The sequence below is a fragment of the Litorilinea aerophila genome (assembly GCF_006569185.2).
Classification (GTDB): domain Bacteria; phylum Chloroflexota; class Anaerolineae; order Caldilineales; family Caldilineaceae; genus Litorilinea; species Litorilinea aerophila.
Map to the genome: position 1 here is coordinate 176,339 of NZ_VIGC02000003.1, position 15,235 is coordinate 191,573.

Below are 15,235 nucleotides of genomic sequence, written 5' to 3' on the forward strand. Positions count from 1 at the left end.
AGTGTCCACGCTCCCGGTCTCTGGGCATCCCAATTTACGCGTACGGATCGGCGGCGTCCCGCAGGCCATCGCCCATGAAATTGAAGGAGAGGATGGCCGCCACCACGAAGAAGGCGGGGTAGAGCAGCCAGGGCGCCAGGGCCACCGTCTGCAGATTCTGGGCCTCCTGCAGCAGCACCCCCCAGCTGATGGTGGGGGGACGCAGGCCCAGCCCCAGGAAGGAGAGGCTGGTCTCGCCCAGGATCATGCCGGGGATGGCCAGGGTGAGGGAGGCGACGATGTAGCTCATGAAGGAGGGCAACATGTGGCGCAGGATTACCCGCAGCTCGCTGGCGTTGATGAGCTTGGCCGCCATGACGTACTCCTCCTCTCGCACAGCCAGGAAGCGTCCCCGCACCACTCGAGCCAGCCCTGTCCAGCCGATGAGGGAGAGGAGCACCACGATGGCAAAGTAGCGCTGCACCGAGCTCCAGTCCCGGGGGAGGGCCGCGCTCAGGGCCATCCAGAGGGGGATGGTGGGAATGGAGCGCAGGAACTCGATGAGGCGCTGGATCAGCAGGTCGATGACGCCGCCGAAATAGCCGGAGATGCCGCCCATGAGGATGCCGATGACGAAGCTGAGGAAGACGCCGATCAGTCCGATGGAGAGGGAGATGCGGGAACCGTAGAGCAGCCGGGAGAACATATCCCGTCCCAGACGGTCGGTGCCCATCAGATGGATGCGCAGCCCGTCGGTGTCCGCCGCCGGGTCCAGGCCAAAGAGGTGGCGGTCCGACTCAAAAAGGCCCCACATTTTGTAGGGATCGCCCTTGACAAAAAAGTAGATGGGATAGCGTTTTTCCAGGTCCGGCTCATAGGTGATGATGTAGGTTTCTGCGTCCCGAGTTCGCTTCAGCCCATAAATAAAAGGCCGAAGGTGAAATTGCCCTTCGTGGAAGAAATGGATGGACTGGGGCGGCACGAAGGTGTAGCGGCGCTCAAAGGCGTTGGGGTCGTAGGGAGCCAGAAACTCGCAGAAGATGGCCAGCAGGTAGAAGATGGCGATGACCGTGGTACCCACCATGGCCAGCCGGTGCTTCCGAAAACGCCACCACATGAGCTGCAGCTGGGAGGCCACATAGACCCGCTCTTCGGGGACGCCGGCCTCCAGCTGTTGCTCGGGGATGGAGAGGGCGCTCTTCTCTTTTTCGGCCTGGATGCGCCGGGCAATTCTGGCAAGCAAGGACATGGCACTCCTCTAGCGGGATTCCACACTTTCGAAGCGGATGCGGGGGTCGACGATGACCAGCAGGATGTCGGAGATCAGGGTCCCAATGACCGTCAGCACGCTCAGCAGCATTACAAATGACGCGGCCAGGTACATGTCCTGGGAGAGCAGAGCCTTGAGCAGGAGGGGGCCCGTGGTGGGCAGGCTCAGCACAATGGCCACGATGGTGGTGCCGGAGATGAGACCCGGTAGCATCCAGCCGATGGTGCTGACGAAGGGGCTCATGGCGATGCGGGTGGGGTACTTCAGCACCAGCCGGGTTTCGGACAGGCCGCTGGCCCGGGCCGCCTCCACGTAGGGCTGGTAGAGTTCGTCCAGCAGGTTGGCCCGCATGGTACGGATCATGCCCGCGGTGCCGCTGGTGCCGATGATCACCATGGGCACCCAGATGCGCTTGAGCACCTCCATGATCTTGGGCCAGGTCCACGGTTCACCGATGTACTCGGGGCCGTAGAGCCCGCCCAGGTTCACGCCGAAGGTGCTCCAGGCCCACCAAAGGATCACCAGGGCCAGCAGGAAGTCCGGGATGCCGATGCCCAGGAAGCCGATGAAGGTGAAGATGTAGTCGCCGATGGAGTACTGGTGGGTGGCCGAATAGATGCCGATGGGGATGGCCACCGCCCAGATGAAGAGGGTGCTCAGCAGGGAGATCAGGGCGGTCAGCCCGATCCGCTCCATGACCAGGTCCTTGACCGGGCGGTTCCAGTCGAAGGAGACGCCCATATCCCCCCGCACGAAGCGGGTGATCCACTTCCAGTAGCGGACGTAGACCGGCTGGTCCAGGCCGTAGCGCTCCTTGAGCGCGGCCAGTTCGGACTGGCTCAGCCGGGACCCCTGCTGCTCCAGCTGACCGATGTAGCTGCTCAGGTAGTCGCCGGGGGGCAGCTCGATGATGGCGTAGGAGACGATGGAGATCAGGATCAAGGTGGGTATTACATACAGGATGCGCCGAATGATGAATCCGAGCATAGGGTTGTCCTGTGAAAGTCACACGCTGCCGATCGATGGGCGGGCTGGGCAGCGGACAGGGCTGTCCACTGCCCAGCCCACAGGCTTGGGGCAGGCTGTGCTATCGCCTGCTGCTATTCGTCGATGTAGTACTGTTCGGCCCAGGCGTCCGAGTCATGCAGCACGCAGTAGTTGACCTCGGGCACGTTGCGGAAGTTGTTCTTGACGATCTTGATGTTGGGGCCGGGCCCCACCGTCAAAATTTCCCAGACGTTCTCCAGGTCTAGCCGCTCGATCTCCTCCAGGATCTCCATCTGACGGGCCGAGTCCACGGTGACCTTGGCCTCGTCGAAGAGGAGCTGGGCCTTGCGCGCGGGGCTGTCGGCCGGCGGCTCCACGCCTTCCGTGCCGCCGCTGCTGTACCAGGTTCCCCAGGCCGGCGCCCAGTAGGTGCTGTTGGAGACCGGGGCATAGGAGCGCAGGTAGGTGAATCGGGCCAGCCCGCCGATGCTGTCCTTCACGTAGGCGGTGAAGGGGTATTCGAAGGAGAAGATCCGGGGCCACCAGAGATCGTAGCTGATCTCCTGGGGCGAGACCTGGATGCCGATGTCCTCCCAGTAGCTGGCGATGAGCTCCACCGCGTCCACGAAGGTCTGGCCGGAGAAGACATCCACGTTCAGGACGATGGGCTCGCCATCCGGGCGCAGGCGCATGCCGTTGCTATCCTTCTCCAGACCGATTTCATCCAGCAGTTGGTTGGCTGCCTCTGGGTCGTAGCGGTAGACCTCGAAGAGCTCGGGCTCGTCCTGGAGGTTGGGGAAAGCCACCTCGATGGGGGCATTCTCGCCCAGGTAGACCAGCTCGTTGAGCTCTTCCCGGTTGATGGCCAGGTTCAGGGCCTTGCGGAAGCGGATGTCGGTGATGAGGCTGTAGATGAACTCGTCGTCCCCCACGTAGTTCTGATTGGGGAAGATGGTCACGCCCATGGGATGTTCGGCCATGGCCTTGATGACCCGATAGTCGCCCTGCTCCCGGTTCTGCATGAAGAGGGGCAGGTCGCTCAGGCTGATGTTGCGGCTCTGGTAGTCCAGTTCGCCGGCGATGGCCTTGAGGGTGACCATCTGGCGATCTTCCACAGCCTGCAGGCGGATCTGGTCGATGTAGGGGAGCTGGCGGCCCTGGGGATCGATCTTGTAGAAGTAGGGGTTGCGCTCAAAGATCCAGGGCGGCCCGGCGGCGGTGAGCTTCCAGGCCCGCAGCACCGGCAGGTCCGGGTTGATGGCGATGCCCATCTTGTCCTGGATGAGCTGTACCCAGGATTCCAGGCCGGCCTCGTCCACTTTTGCCTGCAGCTCGTCCGGGTCCGCGTAGTTGGGGTGGAACTGTTTCAGATAGTGGGCCGGCGCCTTGCCGATGTCCCCACCCCAGACGTAGGCCAGGTTGAGCAGGAAGAGGCCGTTGGGCTGGGCGAACTTCACCTTGAAAGTGTGGTCGTCGATGCGCTCGAAGACGGCGGGCTCGCCGCCGGCCATGATGATGGTGGGCGGCGCCGGCGACAGCTCGGGATTCATGGCGATGTCCTCATACCAGAACATGATGTCTTCGGTGGTGAAGGGCTCGCCGTCGGACCACTTGTGGCCCTTGCGGATGGTGAAGGTGAATTCGGTGCCGTCGTCGGAGACTTCCACTGACTCGGCCAGGTTGGGGCGCCACTCGGTGCAGGTCTCGTCGTAGAGGACCCACGGTTCTATGGAGTAGCCGCTGGCGCCGTTGGCGTCGGCCTGGCCGGTCACGGCCATGTCCCAGATGCCGCCGTACTTGCCGGGCTGCTCCAGGGGTTCCACCACCAGGGGCGTCTCGGGGAGCCGCTCTTCCAGGGGGGGCAGCTCGCCGGCCGCCACCTTTTCCGCCAACATGGGGGCCTCGTTGCCCGAGTCCACGGGGGCGGTAGCCACGGATTCGGTGCTGCTGGATGCTTCCTGGGCGGGGGCCGGTTCATTGGCCGAGGGCGCAGCAGGCGGCGGCGCAGTGGGGCCGCCACAGGCTGCCAGCAGCGCGGCCAACACCAGGGTAGCCAGCAGCGGGAACAGATGGGTTCGTGCAGACGCGTTCCAGTGCATGGGACCTCCTTTGATGGACATGCGATTGAATAGCCAAAGAGAGATGGCGAATGGCCGATGGCAATCGACCCATGGCAATCGAACGGTGAATGGCAATCGAATGACAAGAGCTGTGTCCGGCGGTCCAGGTTTATGGGAGGGACCGCCTGGCGTCGGAGGGGGCAACGGACAGCAGTACGGGAATACCGGGTCGCCCTGCAGTCGGCGGTGGTGGCCGATCCTGGGCTGGCCCTGGCTGCGCCGCTATTTTGTTCGCCTGTAGAACTAACGGCCTGGGTGTATTGTAGCATACCCATGGGGTGACGTCAACCGCCATTTTCGGCGGGCATTACACCGCCGCCTGTTTTGACACCCGTTCTCCTTCGTGTTAGGATAGGCAGGTTGCGACATTATTTCGACCCATGGAACGGTGCAGGCCACTGGCCTGGGCTACCCAATGAGTCAGTCCGGAGGATGTCAACATGGCAAAGTGTGAACATTGTGGCCGGGGACCCCAGTTTGGGAACAACCGCCCGTGGTCCAAAAAGGCGACCCGTCGGCGCTGGAACGTCAACATCCAGAAGGTCAAGGTGCTGGAAGCAGGCCGGTTGGTCTCAAAGCGGCTCTGCACCTCTTGCATTAAGACGCTGGAAAAGGCCTGATCCAGGCAGTCCGACCGGAGCGGCCCATCAGCCCCTGTCGCCCATCCTATGGGGTACGCCTCCCTGGCGATCCCCGCAACGATAAGCGCCAACTCCCACATGGAAGTTGGCGCTTTGTCGTTCCGCTTGTTGTTGCGGTTGCCGTTCCGCTTGTTGTTTCCGTAGTCGCCCCGTCGTGGTTTCAGGGCATTGCTCAGGCAGCCATGGCCCGGCGCAACTGACCGCACCCCGCGTTGATCTCGATCCCCCGGCGCAGGCGGACCGTAGCCGGCACGCCATTTTCGTTCAGGATTTGTACGAAGCGCCGGGTCTCTGCATCGCTGGTGGGCTGGTACGGGCTGTCGGGAATGGGGTTCAACGGGATCACGTTGACATGGCACAGGAGCGGCTTCAGCTTCTGGGCCAGCTCCAGGGCCAGCTCCGGCGCATCGTTGATGCCCCGCATGAGCGCATACTCAAAGGTAACCCGCCGGTGGGTCTTCTCGATGTAGCGCTGGACCGCGGCCAGCAGCTCTGCCACGGGGTAGCGCCGGTTGATGGGCACTAGCTGACTGCGGATCTCGTCGTTGGGCGCGTGCAGGCTGACGGCCAGGCCGATCTGAAGGCCCTCTTCCGCCATGCGGTCAATCATGGGGATGAGCCCCACGGTGCTCAGGGTGATGTGCCGGGCGCCCAGGCCAAAGGCCTCGGGATCCGTCAGGCGGCGCAGGGCCGTCCAGACGTTTTTGTAGTTGTGCATGGGTTCCCCCATACCCATGAGCACGATGTTGGTCACGTGGGTCGGCCGCTCCACCTCCATGGCCGGTGGAGCGTGGGGGGTGGCCAGGTAGCGGGCAAAGTAGAGCACCTGGGCCACGATCTCGCCGGCGGTCAGGTTGCGGGCCAGGCCGCCCTGGGCCGTGGCGCAGAAGGTGCACCCCATGCCACAGCCGGCCTGGCTGCTGATGCAGAGGGTGCGCCGCCGCTCATAGAGCATGAGCACCGCTTCGATGCTCTGCCCATCCGGCAGTTGGAAGAGCACCTTCTGGGTGTTCCCGTCCGCGGAAACCACCTCCGCGATGGGTGTCAGCGGGCTGACCGTGGCCTCGGCCTCCAGCCGGGTTCGCAGCGCGGCCGGCAGGTTGGTCATGCTGGCAAAGTCTGCCGCATAGCGCTTGTAGATCCAGTCCCAGATCTGCCGGGCCCGGTAGGCCGGCTGGCCCAGAGATTTGACATAATCGGCCAGCTCCTCCTGGGTCAGCTCCAGGAGGGAGCGTTTTGGGGCCTGCTCCCGGGCTGCGTCCGTCTGGGTTGGATGGGTGGTACCGTACAAAGGAATGTTGGTCATGCCCTGATTGTATCCCAGGCCCACAGCTCCGGTCAACTCATGGGCATATTTCCGGGTATATTTCACAATCGTCGGAGTTTACCCCTTGGACGCCGGCCGCTGTAGGGGCGCTGCTTGCTGCGCCCGTCGTGGACAGGGCTGCCCATCATTTGAGGGCGGGGAAAATTTGGCCGAAAGCCGCGGAAACGGGTATCCTGTTCAGGATAGGGAGAAAGAAGATTGGGGCAGCTTCCCGGGAACGCTGCGCCCCGCGCCGGTGTGGGAGCCGGCACCCTTCATAACACCAAATCTGCCAAAATTGGCCAGCCGGTTTACAGAGCCGGGTGGCCCGCCTGCCAGCCAAAAGTCAAAGCACAATGGGTAAAGTACGCATCGTTACGGACAGCAACGCCTATTTGTCGCCGGATGTCCTGGAAAAATACCAGATTGAGGTCATCCCACACCGGATCAAGGTGGGGGGCGCCCTGGTGGAAGAGGACAGCTCCTTCACCGCCGACCAGCTCTTCCGCCGCCTGCAAGAAGCCCAGGCCCGGGGATCCAACCGCCTGCCCGACGTCCATCCGGCCGATGTCAACACCATCCTGGACGTCTATCAGCGCCTGGGCCGGGAGAGCGAGCAGATCGTCTCCCTTCACATGAGCAGCGCGCTCAGCGGCATGTGGCAACAGGCGCGCCGGGCCGCGGAGATGCTCAAAGGGCGCTATTCCATCCGGGTGATCGACAGCCTCAGCACCTCCTTCGGCCTGGGGCTGCTGGTGGAGCAGGCCGCCCGGGCCGCCGAAGCGGGCGCTTCCATCCATGAGATCGCCCGGGTGGTCAACGGCGCCATCCCCCACCTCTACGTCACCATCTTCGCCGAGAGCCTCCACTTCCTGGAGCGCAGCGCCCGACTGGGCCCTTCCCAGAGTGTACTGGGCACCATGCTGGGCATCAAGGCCATGCTCATGATGGAGGAAGGCCGCCTCATCCCCCTGGAAAAGGTCCAGACCCGGGAGGAGGTGGTGGACAAGCTGTATGAGTTCGTGGCTGAATTTGCCCACGTGGAACGGGTGGGGGTGCTCCAGCACAACTATGAAGCCCCCCAGGAGGCCCTGCTGGAGCGGCTGCAGGAGCTCCTGCCCAAGGTGACCATCAGCCGCCTCACCTACCCGCCCAGCCTGGCCAGCTACCTGGGCCCCAACATGATCGGTGTCATTGTCTACGAAGGGACTTTCTGACCTGTGGCAGTGTCTGCATTCCAACGGCTGCTTCGTGTACTGGAACTGGAAGAGAAACAGGGCTGGCGCAACCGGGCCGTCATCGGCGGCCTGGCCGCCATGGGCGAACGATGGGCCGATGACGCCCGTCAGGAAGGCGCCGACACCCGCGTGGTGGAGATGGTGCTGCTCCTGATGGTGAACTACGAGGAGGCCGACCAGGAAAACCGCCCCGACATCTTGGAAGCCATGCGCCAGGCCCTGGGCGGTCTCTTCGCAGATCTGGACGAGCTGCTGGCCCAGACGGGTATCCGCCTGGGCGATGGGGCAACCCCGGCCGGCCAGCCGGATGAAGGCGAGGTGGCTGCCCCACCAGAGGAGGCCGCTGTCGCGGCCGTCCCCCCGCCAGAGCCCACCCACGTGGCCGAGGCCCGCATCCGGCAACAGCAGGCCCGCCGCGACCCCGCCCAACTGGAGGCATCGCCCCAGATCCTCGCGGGCGTGGGCAGCGCCACCGCCGAGCAACTGGCCCGGCTGGGCATCCACCGGGTGATGGATCTCCTCTGGCACCTGCCCACCCGCCACGAAGACTACAGCACCCTGCGCCCCATCGCCCAACTGGAGCCCAACGAGACGGTCACCATCATCGCCAACCTGTGGGACATCCGGGAGCGGAAAGTCAGCATGAACCGCCACCTGGTGGAGGGGATCCTGGCCGACGCCAGCGGCACCATCCGCGCCACCTGGTGGAACCGCTTCGTGCGAAAACAGCTCCAGGTGGGCAGCACCATGCGTTTCAGCGGCAAGGTGGGCCTCTTCCTGGGGCAGAAGACCCTGGAGAACCCTGTCTTCGAGGATGTGGACGAGGAGATGGTGGCCACCGGGCGCCTGGCCCCGGTCTACCGCCTCACCGAGGGGCTCTCCAACAAGCGGCTACGCAACATCATCAAAACGGCCCTGGACGACTACGCAGACCTGTTGGCGGACCCCCTGCCCCAGTCCATTCGGGACGAATACGATCTGCTGGATCTGCCCACGGCCCTGCGTCAGGTCCACTTTCCAGACAGTCCGGAGCAGCTCCAGCAGGCCCTGCGACGGCTGGCCTTTGAGGAGCTCTTCTACCTGCAGTTGGGCGTGGCTCAACGGCGTTACGCCCTGCGGCAGGCTACGGCCCTCCCCATGCCCGTGGATCCGCTGCTGCTGCGTCGCTTCACCGAGGGGCTGCCCTTTGCGCTGACCGGCGCCCAGCGTCGGGTGATCGACGAGATTGGGGCCGATATGGCCCGGGCCGTGCCCATGACTCGCCTGGTCCAGGGGGACGTGGGCAGCGGCAAGACGGTGGTGGCCGCGGCGGCCATGGCCATCGCCGCCGCCCATGGAGCCCAGTCCGCCCTGCTCGCGCCCACCCAGATCCTGGCCGAGCAGCACCACCGCAGCCTGAGCAACCTGTTGGCCCATGCGACCCGGCCCGATGGCTCCCCCATCCGGGTGGCCCTGCTCACCGGACGGGTGACCGGCGCGGAGCGAGAGGCCATCGTGGCCGGCCTCCGGGAGCCGGACAACCCCGACGCCATCGATGTGGTGGTGGGCACCACCGCCCTGATCCAGGAGGCGGTGGAGTTCCACAACCTGGGCTTCGTGGTGGTGGACGAGCAGCACCGCTTCGGCGTGGAGCAGCGGGGCGCCCTGCGCAACAAAGGATCCCAGCCCCACCTCCTGGTCATGAGCGCCACGCCCATTCCCCGCAGCCTGGCCCTCACCCTCTACGGCGACCTGGACGTGAGCGTGCTGGACGAGATGCCGCCAGGACGCACGCCGGTGAAGACCAAGCGCTTCTACCCCCGGGAGCGGGAGCGCCTCTACAGCTTCATCCGCCGCCAGGTTCAGGAAGGGCGCCAGGCCTATATCGTCTACCCCCTGGTGGAGGAGAGCGAGAAGCTGGAAGCCGGCGCGGCCACAGCCGAGTATGAACGGCTGCGCACCGAGATCTTCCCCGACCTGCGCCTGGCCCTGCTCCACGGCCGCATGAGCGGCGCGGAGAAGGACGAGGTGATGGCTGCCTTCGCTGCGGGCGAATACGACATCCTGGTGAGCACCACCGTCATCGAGGTGGGCATCGACGTACCCAACGCCTCCATCATCCTCATCGAGGATGCGGAACGCTTCGGCCTGGCCCAGCTCCACCAGCTTCGGGGCCGGGTGGGCCGGGGGCAGCACCAGAGCTACTGCGCCCTCATCAGCCGGGTGCCCGCTGGAAGCGAGGCCGAAGAGCGGCTGCGGGCCCTGGAAGAGATCGACAACGGCTTCGAGCTGGCCGAGAAGGATCTGGAGCTGCGAGGGCCCGGCGACTTCCTGGGAACTCGCCAATCGGGCCTGCCGCCATTGCGGGTGGCCCAGCTCAGCGACATGGCTACCCTCAGCGCCGCGCGGGAAGCAGCCCAGGCCCTCATCCGTCGGGATCCTGAGCTGGCTGACCATCCCCAGCTGGCCCAACAGGTGCAGCGCTTCTGGCGGGGCCATGGGGATGTGAGCTAAAGAATTGCGAAACTAAACCCCACTTCCGAAAGGAAACACCATGAAACTGGGCTGTTTTCAGAGCAACCGGGGTCTGCGTCAACTGGCCTTCGGAGAATTTGTGGCGCAGGCCAAAGCCCTGGGCTATGAGGCCATCGACGCGCCGCCCAACAACGGCGAGGCGGTGGCCCTCTGCCGCCAGCAGGGCCTGACTGTCCACGCCACCAGCGCGCTGGTGCCGCCCGACCTGAGCCGGGACAGTGCCCGCCAGGAGGAGATCGTCAACCAGGTGAAGGCAGCCATCGACGCGGCCGCAGCCAGCGGGGTGGGCGTCATCACCCACCTGATCGGCCGGGATCCTGCCCTCAACGGCGACGACAACATCGCCCTCTTCAAGGAGGTGTACACGCCCATTGCCGCCCACGCCGAAGCCCAGGGGGTGCGCCTGGCCTTCGAGAACTGGCCCCGCAACGGCACCATGCTGGCCATCACGCCGGAGCTGTGGGGAGCCATGTTCAATGCCGTGCCCTCACCCGCCCTGGGCCTCTGCTACGACCCCTCCCACCTCTACTGGCTGGGCATCGACTACATCCAGCCCATTCGAGACTTCGGCGAGCGCATCTACCACGCCCACGCCAAGGACACGGAGATCCTGGCGGCCGGACGTGACCAGTTCGGCATCTACGGCCGGCAGTTGAGCAGCACCAGCCCGGCCAACTGGTGGCGCTATCGCCTCCCCGGCTACGGCGCCATCGACTGGGCCCGCTATCTGGATACCCTCTACCAGGTGGGCTATGACGGCGTGCTGAGCGTGGAACACGAAGATCCGGTGTGGGACGCCACCCCCGAACTGGCCTTCCGTGGCTTAAAGCTGGCCCGCCAGTTCCTCCTGCCGTTCCTGGCGTAGGAGCGGAGGTCACCCATCCCTGTGTGACAGGGATGCCGGGTACGCGCTGGCCCCCATGTCCGACCGGGAGGCCGGATCCGCGACATGGGCGCGAACCCACCGATGCATCGCGCATCGGCTGACCGCTGGGCACATGGACGTCGGTACTCTGCGGTGTTTTTGTGTGAAGTCACAGCGGATTGCAGTTGGAGGTTGATTCAGCCAACACCTCCACATCAACCTCCAACCTGCAATCTCCCCAATCTTCAATCTTCAATCTTTAACCGAACCCTCACCGCTGGTCCAGGGGCACGTAGTCCCTGGCTTCTTCGCCCAGGTAGACCTGGCGAGGGCGGGCGATACGCTGCTCCGGATCGGTGACCAGCTCCACCCACTGGGCCAGCCAGCCCGGCGCCCGACCCAGGGCGAAGAGCACGGTGAACATGTCCGTGGGGAAGCGCATGGCCTTGTAGATGATGCCGCTGTAGAAGTCCACGTTGGGGTAGAGCTTGCGGGAGATGAAGTACTCGTCGTTCAGGGCTACCTCTTCCAGCTTCAGGGCAATGTCCAGCAAGGGGTCGGTGCCGGTCACCTCGAAGACGTCGTAGGCGATCTTCTTGATGATGCGGGCCCGGGGGTCGTAGTTCTTGTAGACCCGGTGGCCGAAGCCCATGAGCCGGAATTCGCCCTTCTTCACCCGCTCGATGTAGGACGGCACATTCTTCACATCGCCGATTTCGGTCAACATGCGCACCACGGCCTCATTGGCGCCGCCGTGGAGGGGGCCGAAGAGGGCCGCGGCCGCGCCGCTCATGGCGCTGTAGGGGTCGGCCTTGGCCGAACCGATGCTGCGCATGACCGAGGTGGAGCAGTTCTGCTCGTGATCCGCGTGGAGGATAAAGAGCACATCCAACGCCTTGGCCAGCACCGGATTCACCTCGTAGGGGGTCTGGTTCATGTAGTCCAACATGTAGAGGAAGTTGGTGGTGTAATCCAGTTCGCTGCGGGGGTAGTTGTACGGCCGGCCGATGCGGTGGCGATAGGCGAAGGCCGCCACGGTGGGCAGCTTGCCCAGGATGCGCAAGATCTGCTTGTTCCGCACCGCGGGGTCATCCACATTCCGGGCTTCCGGATGGAAGGTGGAGAGGATGGAGAGGGCGCTGATGAGCATGCTCATGGGGTGGGCGTCGTAGCGGAAGGCCTCCAACATGCGGGCCAGGTTTTGGTGGACGAAGGTGTGGTGGAGGACGTCGTACACCCACTTTTCGTACTGCTCTTTAGTGGGCAACTCCCCGTAGATCAGGAGGTAGGCCACTTCCAGAAAGGTGCTCTTCTCGGCCAGCTGCTCGATGGGGTAGCCCCGGTAGCGCAGGATGCCCTTTTCGCCGTCGATGTAGGTGATGGTGCTTTTGCAGGAGGCGGTGTTGGCATAGCCCGGGTCGTAGGTCATCAGGCCAAAATCTTCCGGATCCACCTTGATCTGGCGCAGGGCCATGGCCGGGATGGTGCCGTGTTCGATGGGGATCTCGTAGCTCTTGCCCGTGCGGTTATCGGTGATGGTCAGGGTATTCTTGCTCATGAAATGACTCCTGGTATGATGAACTTTTTGTGGACGTTTTAAGGATCCATCGTCCAACCGGGCTGGGGACGATGGGGGGCATGGCGGGCCGCCGACCATAGAAATGGCCGGCCACGGGCCAACGCCCACGGCGACTCAGGATTCATCCTCCACCGGGTAGGGGAGGGGCTTGCCCTGGACGCCGGCGATCAGGTTTTCGGCTGCGATCAGGGCCATCTTGGTGCGGGTGGCCACCGACGCGCTGGCAATGTGGGGCAGGACCACACAGTTGGGTAGCTGGAGCAGGGGATGATCCACCGGCAATGGCTCGGGCTCGGTTACGTCCAGCCCGGCGGCCAGGATCTCCCCGTTGACCAGCGCCTGATACAGGGCTTCCTGATCCACCACCGGGCCCCGGCTGGTGTTGATCAGGATCGCGGTCTTCTTCATCTTGCGGAATTTCTCGGCGTCGAACAGGTGGTAGGTGCTGGCGTTGAGGCGGGGATGCAGGGTGATGAAGTCACACTCGGCCAGAAGGGTGTCCATGTCCACGTAGGTGGCGCCCAGCTCATCGGCCACCTCGGGCCGGGGGCGGACGTCGTGGTAGAGGATCCGGCAGTTGAAGCCCCGCAGCCGGCGGGCCACTGCCCGGCCGATCCGTCCTAGCCCCACGATGCCCACCGTGCTGCCGTGGACATCCTGGCCCGCCATCCACATGGGTTTCCAGGTGGTCCATTCCCCCCGACGGATGGCGTCGATGGCTTCGGGGATGCGCCTGGCCGTGGCCAGGAGCAGGGCCACGGCCAGGTCCGCGGTGGTCTCGGTGAGGACGCCGGGGGTGTTGCCCACCGCGATGTTGCGCCGGCGGCAGGCAGCCACGTCGATGTGGTCATATCCCACAGACAGGGTACTGACCACCCGCAGGTTGCTGCCTGCCGCGTCCAACAGCTCTTCGTCGATCCGTTCGGTCAAAAGGCAGTAGAGCCCGTCGATGCCCCGCACCCATTCCAGCAACGTCTCCCGGGGGATAGGGTCGTCCGAGTCCCACTGGCGCACCTGGCAGACCTCCTGGACCCGGGCCAGGCCCGCCTCTGGAATGCGCCGGGTGATGACCACGTTGGGCTTGCTCATGATCGCTTCCTGTTTCGTCTCCTGTGAGGTGGTGTTGGAAGTGGCTCAATCATACATGATCGGTTCACGCCAGGCTGCTCTTGCCCCCCTCACCCCCAGCGATGGGGGCTGAACAGTGACCCCGGGTGGTTTTACGCCGCCTGGTAGTAGTAATCCCGCAGGCGGCCTGCCAGCTCCACCGGCAGACGGCCCACCACCCGGGTTCCTTCGGGCCGGTGTTCCTCCTGTTCCACAAAGCCGTGGGTATGGATCAGGGCCACCAGTTCCCCCTCGCCGTAGGGGATGAGCACATCCACCGGAACCATACGCTGGCGCAGGACCTCGTCGATGGTCTGCAGCAGCTGGTCCAGCCCCTCGCCTGTGCGGGCGCTGATGGCCACGGGGTTGGTGTATTCCAGCCGGGCTCGGCGCAGCCGTTCGCTGGCCACCGGGTCGTCGGGAGAGAGCCGGTCGATCTTGTTGAGCGCGGTGACGATGGGTTTTTCCCCCGCGCCCAGATCCTCCAGCACCTCCTCCACGGCCGCCTCCTGCTCGTCGGCGTTGGGGTGGGAGATATCCACCACGTGGACCAGCACATCCGCCTCGGTGACTTCCTCCAGGGTGGCCCGGAAGGCTGCCACGAGCTGGGTGGGCAGCTTCTGGATGAACCCCACGGTGTCGGTGAAGAGCACCACGTGGCCGCTGGGCAGCTCCACCCGGCGGGTGGTGGGATCCAGGGTGGCGAAGAGCTGGTCCTCGGCCCGCACGCCGGCATTGGTGAGGGCGTTGAGCAGGGTGCTCTTTCCGGCGTTCGTATAGCCAACCAGGGCGACCACCGGCGTGGCAGCGCGGCGACGTTGCCGGCGGTAGTGGCTGCGGTGCTTGCTGATTTCGTCCAGCTGGCGTTTCAAGAAGGCGATGCGCCGCCCGATCTCCCGGCGGTCCACTTCCAGCTGGGTTTCACCCGGGCCGCGGACCCCCACCCCGCCGCCGGCGCCACCGGCCCGGCCGCCCACCTGGCGGGCCAGGTGGGTCCAGGCTCGGGTGAGGCGGGGCAGCCGATACTCGTACTGGGCCAGCTCCACCTGAACGGCACCTTCTCGGGTGCGGGCATGGCGGGCGAAAATGTCCAGGATCAGGGCCGTGCGGTCCAGCACCTTTACCTCCTCGCCCAGCACCTTCTCCAGCTCCCGCTGCTGCCTGGGCGAGAGCTCGTCGTCGAAGATGACCACATTGGCACCCAGCTCCAGGACCAACATCTGGAGCTCTTCCACCTTGCCCTTGCCGATCAGGGTGGCGGGGTTGGGACTCTCCAGCCGCTGGGTCACCGTGCCCACCACCTGAACGTCGGCAGTCCTGGCCAGCAGGGCCAGCTCCTCCAGGGAGTCCTCCAGGGGCAGATGGCCTGGGTGCCCGGCCAGCTCTACGCCTACCAGCACCGCCTTTTCCTGGGGCGGCGCGGTGGGCACCAGCCCCGCTTCGTCCCGGGGCACTGCCCGGGGACCTGCGGCAGTTTCCGTCCCGGCGTTTCCCCGCCTGCGGGTCTGTTGGGCATTGGATTGAAAAGATTTCGGGTTCGTCATGGCTTCTCGCGATCTGGCAGAGATGTGCTCTGCCATTCTGGGCACGGGCCGATGGGGCTCCGTGTCCCCGTCTCTATCTTTCTGC

Annotated in this window: 11 protein-coding genes; 4 read left to right on the forward strand and 7 right to left on the reverse strand. The window is 64.8% G+C overall.

What is annotated here, in order from left to right; translation table 11 throughout:
- Nucleotides 1-34: 34 nt before the first annotated feature.
- The 3 genes from FKZ61_RS03210 to FKZ61_RS03220 form a co-directional block, all read right to left on the reverse strand.
- A complete protein-coding gene (locus tag FKZ61_RS03210; RefSeq protein WP_141608626.1) occupies nucleotides 35-1,228 on the reverse strand; it encodes an ABC transporter permease in 1,194 nt (397 codons plus the stop codon).
- Between the two features lie 9 nt (nucleotides 1,229-1,237).
- Nucleotides 1,238-2,236 carry an ABC transporter permease gene (locus FKZ61_RS03215; protein WP_141608627.1) on the reverse strand — a complete coding sequence of 333 codons (999 nt, stop codon included), beginning with the start codon at nucleotides 2,234-2,236 and terminating at the stop codon, nucleotides 1,238-1,240.
- A gap of 113 nt (nucleotides 2,237-2,349) precedes the next feature.
- Nucleotides 2,350-4,335, reverse strand: a complete 1,986-nt coding sequence (locus FKZ61_RS03220; protein WP_141608628.1) for an ABC transporter substrate-binding protein — start codon at nucleotides 4,333-4,335, stop codon at nucleotides 2,350-2,352.
- 461 nt (nucleotides 4,336-4,796) lie between these two features.
- Here FKZ61_RS03220 and rpmB point away from each other — a divergent pair, with 461 nt between their 5' ends.
- Entirely contained in the window at nucleotides 4,797-4,976 is a 180-nt protein-coding gene (rpmB, locus tag FKZ61_RS24410) for a 50S ribosomal protein L28 (RefSeq protein WP_141608629.1), read from the forward strand.
- Between the two features lie 193 nt (nucleotides 4,977-5,169).
- Here rpmB and rlmN read toward each other — a convergent pair whose 3' ends face one another.
- Nucleotides 5,170-6,303 carry a 23S rRNA (adenine(2503)-C(2))-methyltransferase RlmN gene (rlmN, locus tag FKZ61_RS03225; protein WP_141608630.1) on the reverse strand — a complete coding sequence of 378 codons (1,134 nt, stop codon included), beginning with the start codon at nucleotides 6,301-6,303 and terminating at the stop codon, nucleotides 5,170-5,172.
- Between the two features lie 356 nt (nucleotides 6,304-6,659).
- On the opposite strand from rlmN, the gene FKZ61_RS03230 reads away from it, so the two are divergent.
- The 3 genes from FKZ61_RS03230 to FKZ61_RS03240 are packed head-to-tail and all read left to right on the forward strand — an operon-like array spanning nucleotide 6,660 to nucleotide 10,920.
- On the forward strand, nucleotides 6,660-7,520 hold the full coding sequence (locus FKZ61_RS03230; RefSeq protein ID WP_141608631.1) for a DegV family protein: 861 nt from the start codon (nucleotides 6,660-6,662) through the stop codon (nucleotides 7,518-7,520).
- Nucleotides 7,521-7,523: 3 nt separating this feature from the next.
- A complete protein-coding gene (recG, locus tag FKZ61_RS03235) occupies nucleotides 7,524-10,034 on the forward strand; it encodes an ATP-dependent DNA helicase RecG (protein ID WP_229964120.1) in 2,511 nt (836 codons plus the stop codon).
- Between the two features lie 40 nt (nucleotides 10,035-10,074).
- The gene (locus FKZ61_RS03240) at nucleotides 10,075-10,920 is read left to right on the forward strand and encodes a sugar phosphate isomerase/epimerase family protein (protein ID WP_141608632.1); all 846 of its coding nucleotides are present in this window, start codon (nucleotides 10,075-10,077) and stop codon (nucleotides 10,918-10,920) included.
- 271 nt (nucleotides 10,921-11,191) lie between these two features.
- Here FKZ61_RS03240 and FKZ61_RS03245 read toward each other — a convergent pair whose 3' ends face one another.
- The 3 genes from FKZ61_RS03245 to hflX all read right to left on the reverse strand — a co-directional run bounded on the left by FKZ61_RS03245 (nucleotide 11,192) and on the right by hflX (nucleotide 15,150).
- Nucleotides 11,192-12,478: a citrate synthase gene (locus FKZ61_RS03245; RefSeq protein ID WP_141608633.1), complete on the reverse strand. Its 1,287-nt coding sequence runs from the start codon at nucleotides 12,476-12,478 to the stop codon at nucleotides 11,192-11,194.
- Nucleotides 12,479-12,613: 135 nt separating this feature from the next.
- Nucleotides 12,614-13,588, reverse strand: coding sequence for a 2-hydroxyacid dehydrogenase (locus tag FKZ61_RS03250; RefSeq protein ID WP_141608634.1), 975 nt, complete (start codon nucleotides 13,586-13,588; stop codon nucleotides 12,614-12,616).
- Nucleotides 13,589-13,719: 131 nt separating this feature from the next.
- Nucleotides 13,720-15,150 carry a GTPase HflX gene (hflX, locus tag FKZ61_RS03255; RefSeq protein ID WP_141608635.1) on the reverse strand — a complete coding sequence of 477 codons (1,431 nt, stop codon included), beginning with the start codon at nucleotides 15,148-15,150 and terminating at the stop codon, nucleotides 13,720-13,722.
- Nucleotides 15,151-15,235 lie beyond the last annotated feature (85 nt).

Bases quoted from the DNA above. Each gene is read 5' to 3' on its own strand.
- FKZ61_RS03210 (WP_141608626.1), bottom strand. From the start codon at position 1,228: ATGTCCTTGCTTGCCAGAATTGCCCGGCGCATCCAGGCCGAAAAAGAG.
- FKZ61_RS03215 (WP_141608627.1), bottom strand. From the start codon at position 2,236: ATGCTCGGATTCATCATTCGGCGCATCCTGTATGTAATACCCACCTTG.
- FKZ61_RS03220 (WP_141608628.1), bottom strand. From the start codon at position 4,335: ATGCACTGGAACGCGTCTGCACGAACCCATCTGTTCCCGCTGCTGGCT.
- rpmB (WP_141608629.1), top strand. From the start codon at position 4,797: ATGGCAAAGTGTGAACATTGTGGCCGGGGACCCCAGTTTGGGAACAAC.
- rlmN (WP_141608630.1), bottom strand. From the start codon at position 6,303: ATGACCAACATTCCTTTGTACGGTACCACCCATCCAACCCAGACGGAC.
- FKZ61_RS03230 (WP_141608631.1), top strand. From the start codon at position 6,660: ATGGGTAAAGTACGCATCGTTACGGACAGCAACGCCTATTTGTCGCCG.
- FKZ61_RS03240 (WP_141608632.1), top strand. From the start codon at position 10,075: ATGAAACTGGGCTGTTTTCAGAGCAACCGGGGTCTGCGTCAACTGGCC.
- FKZ61_RS03245 (WP_141608633.1), bottom strand. From the start codon at position 12,478: ATGAGCAAGAATACCCTGACCATCACCGATAACCGCACGGGCAAGAGC.
- FKZ61_RS03250 (WP_141608634.1), bottom strand. From the start codon at position 13,588: ATGAGCAAGCCCAACGTGGTCATCACCCGGCGCATTCCAGAGGCGGGC.
- hflX (WP_141608635.1), bottom strand. From the start codon at position 15,150: ATGACGAACCCGAAATCTTTTCAATCCAATGCCCAACAGACCCGCAGG.